The sequence below is a fragment of the SAR324 cluster bacterium genome, from assembly GCA_029245725.1.
Taxonomy (GTDB): Bacteria; SAR324; SAR324; order SAR324; family NAC60-12; genus JCVI-SCAAA005.
In genome coordinates, this window is record JAQWOT010000264.1 from 1 (window position 1) to 10757 (window position 10757).

General features: G+C 41.6%; 11 protein-coding genes. 6 read left to right on the forward strand and 5 right to left on the reverse strand.

Annotated features, from left to right (window positions below; all coding sequences use genetic code 11):
• The 4 genes from P8O70_14670 to prfA all read left to right on the forward strand — a co-directional run.
• On the forward strand, nucleotides 1-225 hold a 225-nt coding region (locus P8O70_14670), incomplete at its 5' end, for a bifunctional 5,10-methylene-tetrahydrofolate dehydrogenase/5,10-methylene-tetrahydrofolate cyclohydrolase (GenBank protein ID MDG2198093.1).
• Between the two features lie 335 nt (nucleotides 226-560).
• A complete protein-coding gene (rho, locus tag P8O70_14675; GenBank protein ID MDG2198094.1) occupies nucleotides 561-1853 on the forward strand; it encodes a transcription termination factor Rho in 1293 nt (430 codons plus the stop codon).
• 45 nt (nucleotides 1854-1898) lie between these two features.
• The gene (gene rpmE, locus P8O70_14680) at nucleotides 1899-2105 is read left to right on the forward strand and encodes a 50S ribosomal protein L31 (protein ID MDG2198095.1); all 207 of its coding nucleotides are present in this window, start codon (nucleotides 1899-1901) and stop codon (nucleotides 2103-2105) included.
• A gap of 6 nt (nucleotides 2106-2111) precedes the next feature.
• A complete protein-coding gene (gene prfA, locus P8O70_14685; protein ID MDG2198096.1) occupies nucleotides 2112-3194 on the forward strand; it encodes a peptide chain release factor 1 in 1083 nt (360 codons plus the stop codon).
• On the opposite strand, the gene P8O70_14690 is transcribed toward prfA, so the two are convergent.
• Genes P8O70_14690 through lon form a run of 5 tightly spaced genes read right to left on the reverse strand, consistent with a single transcriptional unit; the run spans nucleotide 3176 to nucleotide 9108 of the window.
• Nucleotides 3176-3928, reverse strand: a complete 753-nt coding sequence (locus P8O70_14690; protein ID MDG2198097.1) for a J domain-containing protein — start codon at nucleotides 3926-3928, stop codon at nucleotides 3176-3178. The two genes, prfA and P8O70_14690, sit on opposite strands and share 19 nt — an antisense overlap.
• Complete coding sequence (locus tag P8O70_14695) at nucleotides 3925-4281, reverse strand: hypothetical protein (GenBank protein ID MDG2198098.1); 357 nt, start codon at nucleotides 4279-4281, stop codon at nucleotides 3925-3927. Before P8O70_14695 ends, P8O70_14690 begins: the two co-directional genes overlap by 4 nt.
• Nucleotides 4282-4286: 5 nt before the next feature.
• Entirely contained in the window at nucleotides 4287-5129 is an 843-nt protein-coding gene (locus P8O70_14700) for a homoserine O-succinyltransferase (GenBank protein ID MDG2198099.1), read from the reverse strand.
• Nucleotides 5126-6607 carry an exodeoxyribonuclease VII large subunit gene (xseA, locus tag P8O70_14705; protein MDG2198100.1) on the reverse strand — a complete coding sequence of 494 codons (1482 nt, stop codon included), beginning with the start codon at nucleotides 6605-6607 and terminating at the stop codon, nucleotides 5126-5128. The genes P8O70_14700 and xseA overlap by 4 nt, the downstream gene beginning before the upstream one ends.
• 56 nt (nucleotides 6608-6663) lie before the next feature.
• On the reverse strand, nucleotides 6664-9108 hold the full coding sequence (lon, locus tag P8O70_14710; GenBank protein MDG2198101.1) for an endopeptidase La: 2445 nt from the start codon (nucleotides 9106-9108) through the stop codon (nucleotides 6664-6666).
• 331 nt (nucleotides 9109-9439) lie between these two features.
• On the opposite strand from lon, the gene P8O70_14715 reads away from it, so the two are divergent.
• Both P8O70_14715 and P8O70_14720 read left to right on the forward strand, forming a co-directional pair.
• A complete protein-coding gene (locus tag P8O70_14715) occupies nucleotides 9440-9691 on the forward strand; it encodes a YggT family protein (GenBank protein ID MDG2198102.1) in 252 nt (83 codons plus the stop codon).
• Nucleotides 9692-9835: 144 nt separating this feature from the next.
• Nucleotides 9836-10618 carry a chemotaxis protein CheB gene (locus P8O70_14720; protein ID MDG2198103.1) on the forward strand — a complete coding sequence of 261 codons (783 nt, stop codon included), beginning with the start codon at nucleotides 9836-9838 and terminating at the stop codon, nucleotides 10616-10618.
• Nucleotides 10619-10757 lie beyond the last annotated feature (139 nt).

Below are 10757 nucleotides of genomic sequence, written 5' to 3' on the forward strand. Positions count from 1 at the left end.
AAGGAGAATGCTGTAGTGATTGACGTCGGAATCAACCGACTCCCATCATTTGATCCCAACAAAAAAGGTAAGCTATGTGGAGATGTTGATTTTGAAGCCGCTTTCGACAAAGCTAGATTAATAACCCCTGTTCCAGGTGGAGTAGGGCCTATGACGATTGCGATGTTGATGAGAAATACAGTATTGGCTGCTAGATTGCAAAACTGCCCTCAAACAATTGAATAAAGATTTTAAGAAAATATTCTTTTAAGAATTTTTTCAAATTCGCAGATTTCCTGATGATCTTAAAAAATCCTTGACATAGTTTTTTTGGCAGGTAGCTTTAAATAAAATTTTACCTGCCGATTTTATTCTCATTCTGAGCTCAAACTTCCTTTGCTTTCAATAAGATAATCTCTAAAGTTTCTTCCAAAATACTATCCTCGTATACATACCCTTTTAACTTCTTTTTGATAATTCGCCAAAACTCCTCGTTAAAATTACGGAATTGGTCCGTATAAATCCCGAGTTGTCCAATTAACCTGAATCAACCAACCCTTGTCTTCCCCTCCAGGAAAACTATGCGTGAACATGAAAACAGATCCCGCCACGACGCTCCAGAAACTTTGAATTTGATTGAACTCAAAAAGAAGGACATCAATTCCTTGATCAAAATTGCTAGGGAATACAATATTGAAAACGCAAACAGTATGCGTGTTCAGGATTTGATATTTGCCCTTTTGCAAGCTCAAACAAAGCAGAATGGAGTGATTTATGGTTCGGGTGTGCTAGAAACACTACCCGACGGATTTGGTTTCCTTAGGGCCCCAGATTATAATTACTTACCCGGTCCTGATGATATTTATGTTTCGCCTTCGCAAATCCGAAGATTCAACATGCGAACAGGTGATACTATCTCAGGGCACATTAGACCGCCAAAAGAAAGCGAACGCTATTACGCCTTGCTTAAGGTTGAAGAAGTTAATTTCCGTCCACCAGATCAAGCCTTTGAAAAAATCCTTTTCGACAACTTAACGCCGCTTTATCCCGAGGAACCGCTCTCGTTAGAAAGAGGAGATAAAGATCTCACAACTCGTGTGATTGATTTGGCTGCACCGATTGGTAAGGGTCAACGTGGGCTGATTGTGGCTCCACCAAGGACTGGAAAAACAATGATCCTCCAGTCAATTGCGAACAGCATTACTACGAATCATCCAGAAGTTGATTTGATTGTATTGCTTATAGATGAACGTCCTGAAGAAGTCACAGATATGCAACGCAGTGTTCGAGGAGAAGTAATTAGTTCGACCTTTGATGAGCCTGCCACCAGACACGTTCAAGTTTCAGAAATGGTTTTGGAAAAAGCCAAAAGATTGGTTGAGCATCAACGTGATGTTGTGATTCTCTTAGATTCAATCACTAGACTCGCAAGAGCCTACAACTCAGTGGTTCCACCTAGTGGAAAAATACTCTCAGGTGGTGTTGACTCAAACGCTTTGCACAAACCAAAGCGCTTTTTTGGCGCGGCTCGTAATGTTGAGGAGGGAGGATCACTGACGATCATTGCGACGGCTCTGATTGAGACAGGCTCAAGAATGGATGAGGTGATTTTTGAAGAGTTCAAGGGAACAGGAAACATGGAATTAATGCTTGACCGCAAATTGGTTGAGAAGAGAATTTTCCCTGCCATTGACATCAATAAATCTGGCACTCGCAAAGAAGAGTTGTTGATGGAAAAGAATGATTTAGACCGAATCTGGGTACTAAGGAAAGTACTTGCTCAACTTAGTTCAATTGAATCTATGGAGTTCATGGTAGAAAAACTATCGAAGTTCAAAAGTAATAAAGAATTCTTGAATATGATGGACAAATAAATTAAGTTAGAATGTTTTGTTCAACTTATAAAAGAATGGTCTGTCATGAAAGCTGAAATACACCCTAGCTTCGAACCAACCAAGTTTATCTGCACCTGTGGTAATATTCTCGAGACTTTTTCTAACCTTGGTGGTGAGAAAAACGTCGACATATGTTCAAGTTGCCATCCTTTCTTCAGTGGTAAGGAGCAAAGGATGATTGATACCACAGGCCGTGTGGAGAAATTCCGAAGACGTTATCAACGCTCCTGAGCAAATATGCTCGATGAGAAGCTGTCCTCACTGAAGCAACGGCATGAAGAGCTGACTCACCTGCTGAGTCAGCCTGAAATCCTCCAAGACTCCTCCAGATATCGCAAATTTACGCGTGAGCACTCCGATCTAGAAGAAATTGTTGCTACCTACTCCCAACTAACCAACCTGCGGCTACAAATTAGAGATAACGAGACACTCGTTTCTGATCCAAGTGAAGAGAAGGAGCTACAGGAACTGGCGCTTGAGGAGTTATCCCAACAACAAGAAGAACAAAAATTTCTTGAAGGAAGTTTACAAAGACTTCTCCTACCAAAAGATCCGAATGATCAAAGAAATGTGATTCTTGAAATTCGGGCTGGGACTGGAGGAAATGAAGCTGCTTTGTTCGCACGTGATTTGTTTCGCATGTATGGAAAATATGCAGAAAGCCTCGGCTGGCGGATTCAGGTGCTGAGCGAACATGAAAATGATCTTGGCGGCTTCAAGGAAATCACTGCTTCAGTTGAGGGATCTGAAGTTTTCGCGAATTTGAAATTTGAGGCAGGTGTTCATCGTGTACAAAGAGTTCCGAGAACAGAAACTCAGGGACGTATTCATACTTCTGCAGCTACTGTAGCAATCATGCCTGATGTGGAAGAACTAGAAGTAGAAATAAATCCAAGTGATTTGAGAATCGATGTTTTTCGTTCGTCAGGACCGGGTGGGCAAAGTGTAAATACCACTGATTCAGCTGTCAGAATCACCCACTTACCAAGTGGAATGGTTGTCATTTGCCAAAATGAAAAGTCTCAGCTTAAAAACAAAAACCAAGCTTTAAAAGTATTAAGAGCTAGGCTGTTTGAGGCTGAACAAGAGGCTCGGCAACAAGAAAGTTCTGCCCAACGAAAAGGTATGGTTGGTTCAGGAGATCGCAGTGAAAGAATACGAACTTATAATTTTCCCCAGAATCGCATCACCGACCACCGAATCAATTTTACTCTTTATAAATTAGAAGAGGTAATGCTGGGGAGACTAGAATTTTTGATTCAACCCCTTAGACAACAAAACCAGATAGAGCAGTTGAAAAATCAAGGTGTTGAAGCCTGAGATTTCTCAAATCGCCCCGGTTTCTGAGGGAGAAAAAACCATCCCCCAAACAAGAAAGACGGTAAAATAACAAGCGCAAAGAAATTGCCAATGTTGTGCCGGATTTCTTCACTCGTTTCAAGGCTGCTCAAAGGTTGATAAAAACCAATAAAGTAAGCAGCTAAGCAGGCAAGCCAACAAAAAATAAAAGTTATATAACCCGTTTTTTGGCGAATACCTGCCCATAGTAGTAAAATGAAAGTTAGTCCTGGTAACCAGAAGAAAAGTAAGCCTCCAAAAATTCCAAAAAATATTCCATCAATCAGCCCAAGTATTATTGATATAATCAGTTCAAGTGCTCTAACTAATTCCAAAGAATTTTGAATTTTTTCAAGTATGAGTGAGCAAACAAGCATCGCAGGAAATATGCTTAGGATCTGAAAAAGTCTTCCTAATGAGAGATTAGAAAAACTCTTGAACAGAAAGTTGAATTTAGTTGTTGAGAAAGTTTGCTTAACAGAATTTTCAGAAAGCTCTTCACAGGTAATTGATAAACTATCAGATTGAGCTCTCTGTATTGCTTCATCCTCCGCAGCTTTAATGTCAATAAAATTATATTTATCTTTTAAAAAAGTATATTGAGCATAGGAATCAGGGTGATAAAGCTTAGCTTTTTTTCTGAAAGCGTCACGGATCTGATCAAAATTGCGAGTTGGATTGATTCCCAGAATTTCCCAGCAATCTGGACGATTCATTGTATGGAAGGAGTTTCTGTTTTAGTTCTATACCCGTAGCGAGCAAGAAAAGTTGAGAACAACATTAGATTCTTGAATCGGTTTTGATAAAGCAGGTGTAGAGCTGAGTTGATAATTTCTATTGGATAATGGCGAATAGAGTAACCCGAGGCTTCAGAATCGGTAATAGATCCAAGGTGTTCTTTAAAAATTAAGTTGGCATCAGCATCATTTGAAGCAAAGCTTTCTCTTAAACTTCGTGCAACTTCATCATACTGTTGATCAGAAATTAAAGATTCATCTAGACGATAGTATAGAAAAGAATGAACTAAGAATTGTCGAACTAATCTATTGAGTGTCTCTGTTGCCATCATAGAACTCACTCTGTTTGACTTGTTGAGTTCATATAGTTGTAGCAGTGCTTTAGCCAGTGCGTGAAAAAGTCATTACGATGAGTCTTCCAGTTATTCAAGGGTCGGTCGGGGTCAAACTTTTCAGGACCAACAAAGTGATCTTGCTGACTAATGAATCGGAGCATCTGTGAAGAAGTGCACTCTGGATTTCCAAGATGCATGAGCCATTGCCCGTTGTCAGTATCCCAGATCAGAGGCTCTCCTTGACTTCTACAAAGTATCCTAAATTTCCCATCCGCAGCGTTTGCTTCAAGTAAGTCATTCAGAGGTGCTAATTTCCTGACTTGGGGACAATAGAATAGATCATCTGATTCTCCAGTAACAGGATGATCACTCGCTTGGTTTGTTACCTCCCAGACGCCAATTCTGGGAACTTCCAAAGCTTGATAGCCAACTCCACAAAGTTCGGTCATCCATAGTGCTCCGTAGCCCAAGCCCATGATGGGCAATGTTCCACGCAGTTCAATGAGCTTTCGATCTAACCTTTGACGAAAGTCTTTACTTGGTTCCAACAGTCCAGAACCAACAATCACAAGTCCATCTAAATTGTTTGCTCTCAGTAGATCATAAATTTCCTCATCCATTGAATAAATACCATCAATCATCACCGGCAAAGATTGGATGATGGACATACCCATAGGGCGGTAAAGGTTGATCTGCTCCACCATAGACTGTTCTTCAGTAGGCAGAAAACCAATTCGAAGAGGTCGAATATCCTGACGTAACGCTTGTTCCTGCTTTATACAGGTTATGTGGTTTTCCTCTAAAGTCCTTCGGCCATGGTAGTTATCAGGAACAACAATGGTCATTTCGACTTATTGAATGGGGTTTCAGTAAATATTTTATCTACTCTCGACAAAACCTTGCCGTCATGTAGTTTGAGTTGCAGTGTTTGTCCAACATAAACTTGTTGTACGCTTTTGATAATTTTTTGTTGCTGATCAAAGATAACACTAAATCCTCGATTCAACACTGAAAGTGGACTCAACGCATCTAACTCGCTTATCAGTTCATGCAATTTCTGTTGTTTAGTATTTTGAAATACTGAGATCGCTCTAGAAATTCTATGATGTTTTTCAGTGAGAAGATTTTGAGACTTCATCACTTCATACTTTGGATTCTTATTCAACAACCTCCGTGTAAGTGAAGTAAGATTTTCATGAATTTGTCTTTGACTCAAGTTCCACGATCTCTTTAGACGAAACGCAAGATCTTCAATTCTTTCTCGTTGGATTTTAAGCGCTCGCTCAGGTGAGTTGAGCCTTTGAGTTTTGTCCGAGAAATCTTTTTTTGACTGACTTAGTCTATGGGTTATTTGTTGACATAGCCTCTCAAACAAATTTCTTGTTGTGTAGACAAGATCCTCTTTGGAGGGTACTGCTAATTCCATAGCAACAGAAGGAGTCGCAGCTCGAACATCCGCAACGAAGTCTGTGATTGTAAAGTCAGTTTCGTGCCCAACCGCTGAGATGACAGGAAGTTTTGATTTAGCTACGGCTCGAGCTAAATTTTCATCGTTGAAAGCCCAAAGATCTTCCAAGGATCCTCCTCCCCTGCCTATAAGAAGTACTTCCAAGCACATTTCATTAGCCTGTTCATTGAGCCATTCAATCCCTTTTACAAGCGATGATGGAGCATTGGGGCCTTGTACGATAGATGGAAACAATATCAATCTCATGTCAGGAAATCGCCTCTTGAGAACCTTCAGCATGTCTTGGATAATTGCTCCGGTCGGAGAGGTCACAACACCAATTGCTTTGGGTAAGAAGGGTAATTTTCTCTTCCGATTTGCTTCAAAGAGACCTTCAGCCAAAAGTTTTTTTCGAAGTTGTTCATAAGCCATTTGGAGCGCACCTGCTCCTTTTGGCTCCAAACCAGTCACATTTATTTGGTACTCACCACGTTGCTCATAAACTTGTAAAGAGCCTCGTGCCCAAACAGCCATTCCTTCTTCGGGGACAAAGCTCAGTCGCATTGCTGCTTGTTTGAACAAAATCCCCCGTAGCTGAGATTGTTCATCTTTAATGACGAAATACCAGTGCCCTGAACCAGCTTGATGCACATTTGATAGTTCACCCTCTACTACCAACGTGCGAAAACTTCCTTCCAGGAGCAGCCGTACACTTCTTGTTAATTCCGATACGGTCCAGACTGGGTTGGGTTCCTCAAGTGTGAGTTGATCTGGTTCTTTTTGTAGTTTGTTTTGATCTAGAGGTGCTAAATTTTTCGAGTGTGGTTTCGCAACGAAATCACTAATCGAATCAACCTCAAATGGAATTAAGGGCATTGAAGTTAGATGAAAATTGAGAGATATTTGTCAAATCAATATCTCTCAAAAATGGTTCAGGAGGGGAGACTTGGATTAGCTGTGGAAAGATTCTCTTGATTGATGACTTCATTGTTCTCAGATTCAGCCTTCTCCTCTTCTAGAGGATCTTGAACTGAATCAGGAAAGTGGCACAAAGCATTTTTCAAAACTTCCTCTACATGTTTCATTGGGAGGATTTCTAATCCATTTGTTATCTCATCGGGGACCTCCTCCAGATCCTTCAAATTTTCGTGAGGGATCAGAACGGTTTTCATTTCAGCTCGTTTTGCAGCCAGTAGTTTTTCCTTCAAACCTCCAATGGGTAAGACTTTTCCTCGCAAACTAATTTCACCTGTCATGGCGACGTCTTTGCGAACAGGAATACCAGTCAAAGCACTAACCAGAGAAGTGGTGATGGTTACCCCTGCAGATGGTCCATCTTTTGGGACAGCTCCCTCAGGAACATGAATATGTGTATCCATGTCTTTAAATACTTGGGAGAATATTCCAAGTGAGTTGGCTCTGGTTCGAACAAAACTTTGAGCTGCTTGAGCCGATTCCTTCATTACTTCACCAAGTTTTCCAGTAAGTTGTAGTTGACCTGAACCCTTCATAACGCTCACTTCAGTCATCAACAACTCGCCACCAACTTGAGTCCAAGCAAGACCACAAGTGACCCCTACTTCATTTTTGTCTTCGCCTTTAGCATGCTTGTACTTAGGCGCTCCAAGTAATTCGTGAACTTTTTTTTGGTTCACGATCACCTTCTGTTTGGTTTGCTTGGTTACTATTTGAGTAGCCACTTTTCTGCAAATTTTGGAAATCTCTCTCTCAAGATTCCGAACCCCTGCTTCCCTCGTGTATCGCTGTATAATTTCTGAAACAGCTTGTTGGCGTAGGTTGATTTGCTCATTTTTGAGCCCGTTTTCTGCAGTCTGTTTGGGAATAAGATGTTGAATGGCAATGTGTTCTTTTTCTAACTCAGTGTAGCCAGATAATGTGATTGTCTCCATTCGATCTTTCAATGCTGCAGGGATGTTCTGAGCTACATTTGCCGTGCAGAAGAAAAGAACATTTGAAAGGTCATATTCTATCTCAAGATAGTGATCCATAAAGCTTTGATTTTGTTCTGGATCTAAGACTTCAAGCAGGGCGGCTGCGGGATCACCCATGACCCCTCTGTTCATCTTGTCAATTTCATCAAGCAGCATCAGAGGGTTAGTACTCTTTGATTTCCTGAGTGATTGAATAATCTTTCCGGGCATTGCTCCTATGTAGGTTCGACGATGGCCACGTATCTCAGCTTCATCTCTGACACCACCTAGACTCAAGCGAATAAATTTTCTTCCAAGCGCCTCAGCAACTGATTTTGCGAGGGAAGTCTTGCCGACGCCAGGGGGTCCTACTAGACAGATGATTGGTCCGCGGATCTCTCCGACTTGCTTGGCTACGGCCAAATATTCAATGATTCTCTCTTTAACCTTTTCTAAACCGTAGTGGTGTTGGTCGAGAATTTTTTCAGATGCGCCCAGATCAAAGTGATCTTCGGTCTTTTGCTCCCAGGGCATGGAAAGCAGCCAATCAATGTAGTTCCTCACTACATTCGCTTCTGCTGACATTGGCGGCATCATTTTCAGCTTTTTCAATTCACGATTGCCAATCTCTTTAGCTTCTTGTGTCAGAGGAAGTTCATTGATTTTTTTCTGGTATTCTTCAATCTCAGCCTTGCCGTCCTCTTGCCCTAGCTCTCGCTGAATAGCCTTAACCTGTTCATTCAGATAATACTCTTTTTGGGTTCGTCCAATTTGTCCTTGAACTCGTTCTTTTAGTTTTTTCTCTACTTTTTTGAATTCAGCTTCCTCGATCATCCGCTCGTAGACCATTTCCAGACGCTGCTGAGGAGAGATGGTTTCCAGTAACTTTTGCTTCCGCTGTAGATCCATATTCAGTAGTGGTGCGATACGATCTGCCAGTCGATGAGTGGGGTCACTTTCAATTGATAATTTCTCAATTCCTTCGGTGTGTTTCTTGACGTCTTTGAGATAGCGCTTGAGCTCACTGCGAACATTTTTGGAAAGAGCCACCATTTCAGGAGTTTCTTCTTCAATTTCTTCAACAGGTTCGACTACTCCAGTGTAGAAGGGTTCTCCCATTCGAGCTTCAACGAGTCGTCCACGTTGGTGAGCCTCAAAGAGTGCTTTGATCGTCCCATTGTGCAGTCTCATGATCTGCAATACTTGACCAATAGTTCCCATTTCAAACAAATCTTTATCCCCCGGAATTTCAACAAGGGGATCTTCTTGAGCAATCACAAAAATCTTGCGATCAGAAGCTAACGCTTTTTCCAGGGCTGCTATCGATAGAGCTCGGCCAATGAAGAAAGGAGCGGTCATATGCGGAAATACAACGATGTCGCGCATTGGCAACATCGGCATTTCTAAAGTATTTTGTGAGGAAGAAGCACGGGAAGAATTTGACATGCAGATTCCTGTGGAGAAGGCTAAACAGCCGGAAAAAGAAAGAAAGTTAGAGTATGTTTGTTAGGAACTTTTTGCTTACTACACTACACATACTCGAAGTCGCGATGCTGTTAGTGATGGTACATTTAATTGAATTAAATAAATTACTCCTTGATCAAACATTTCGCAAGTTCTGCACCAGCTTAAATCTTGGTAAACCCCAGAATTATCAATTGAAAAATTAGTACATATTTTCAGGCTACGGTTGCCTTTTCGAATTGATCTGTGTAGCAATATCTATTCTTCATAGCTTAATGATTTTACTACATTTAATAAGTTGGTTCACAAGAAAATGCCCTCAACACTGATTCAACTGCTCGATTCTCTCCTTGGTGCGTACAGCCTGGTTCTTCTTGGGAAGGCCATTGTCTCTTGGTTTCCTGTAAATCCATACAACCTGATTGTTCGCTTCCTTGATCGCCTGACAGAGCCTGTACTAACCCCAGTCAGAAAAAACGTCCCACCTGTTGCTGGGATGGATCTTTCAGTTGTTCTGGTATTGGTTGTTATTTCGATTCTAAGAAATATGATTTGGTCCTTTTAGTCTTTGAATCATCATCACTGAAAGAAAATTCCCTATGAATCCTGATTCTACTGATGCCAAAAGTACTGAGGAGGTACCTATTCAGGCACAACGTTTTGTTGTTGGACTTGGAACTTCAGCAGGAGGGTTGGATTCACCGGAAAAATTCTTCAAAAAATGCCACCTGACAATGGCCTCACTCTTGTGGTGGTGCAGAACCTTTCCCCAGACTACAAATCCATGATGGTTGAACTGCTTTCAAAGCACACTCGAATGAAAGTACAGCACGCTGTCGATGGATCGTTGATTAAGCCGGATACCGTCTATTTGATTCCACCTAAAAGACAACTCACGATTCAGGAGGGAAAGCTCTATTTAGTAGAGCAGGCGACAGTTTCTGGGATTAATCTGCCAATTGATATTTTCTTCCGTTCGCTGGCACGTGACCAGGAAAGTCAGGCAATTGCCGTTATTTTTTCAGGTACTGGCACAGATGGAACTTTGGGTGGGCAAGTAGTTAAAGACGTGGGAGGATATGTGTTGGTTCAAACCCCAGAATCAGCTCAATTTGATGGGATGCCGAAATCTGCGATTCAGACAGGCATTGCAGACAGTATTTTACCACCTGAGAACATGCCCCAGGAAATACTTAGGTATGTCGAACATCCATTCGCTTCCAGGGTACGTAATGAGCCCCCATCATCGGATGAAGAGGATGTACTGCATAGACTCCTTGCTGTCCTGCGTCAAGAAACTGGGGTAGATTTTACTGAATATAAGTACGGCTCTCTGCTTCGGAGAATTCAACGAAGAATGGGAGTGATTCAAATCAGTACCCTGGATGAGTACCTTGAGTATCTCTCTACAAACAAGGCAGAAGCACATCTCCTTCACAGCGAATTATTGATAGGAGTTACCCGGTTTTTCAGGGATACAGAGGCCCTTTGATAAACTTCGTGAAAAAGTCTTGCCAGAGTTGTTGTCAGCCCAAAAGCAAAACTCACAGTCTCCTTTGCACATTTGGGTTACCGCCTGCTCGACAGGTGAAGAGGTCTATTCTCTGGCGATTCTGTTGGCAGAAGCAATG

What these genes read in the sequence shown, in the direction of transcription:
- rho (MDG2198094.1), top strand. Translation starts at nt 561, where the DNA reads ATGCGTGAACATGAAAACAGATCCCGCCACGACGCTCCAGAAACTTTG.
- rpmE (MDG2198095.1), top strand. Translation starts at nt 1,899, where the DNA reads ATGAAAGCTGAAATACACCCTAGCTTCGAACCAACCAAGTTTATCTGC.
- prfA (MDG2198096.1), top strand. Translation starts at nt 2,112, where the DNA reads ATGCTCGATGAGAAGCTGTCCTCACTGAAGCAACGGCATGAAGAGCTG.
- P8O70_14690 (MDG2198097.1), bottom strand. Translation starts at nt 3,928, where the DNA reads ATGAATCGTCCAGATTGCTGGGAAATTCTGGGAATCAATCCAACTCGC.
- P8O70_14695 (MDG2198098.1), bottom strand. Translation starts at nt 4,281, where the DNA reads ATGATGGCAACAGAGACACTCAATAGATTAGTTCGACAATTCTTAGTT.
- P8O70_14700 (MDG2198099.1), bottom strand. Translation starts at nt 5,129, where the DNA reads ATGACCATTGTTGTTCCTGATAACTACCATGGCCGAAGGACTTTAGAG.
- xseA (MDG2198100.1), bottom strand. Translation starts at nt 6,607, where the DNA reads ATGCCCTTAATTCCATTTGAGGTTGATTCGATTAGTGATTTCGTTGCG.
- lon (MDG2198101.1), bottom strand. Translation starts at nt 9,108, where the DNA reads ATGTCAAATTCTTCCCGTGCTTCTTCCTCACAAAATACTTTAGAAATG.
- P8O70_14715 (MDG2198102.1), top strand. Translation starts at nt 9,440, where the DNA reads ATGCCCTCAACACTGATTCAACTGCTCGATTCTCTCCTTGGTGCGTAC.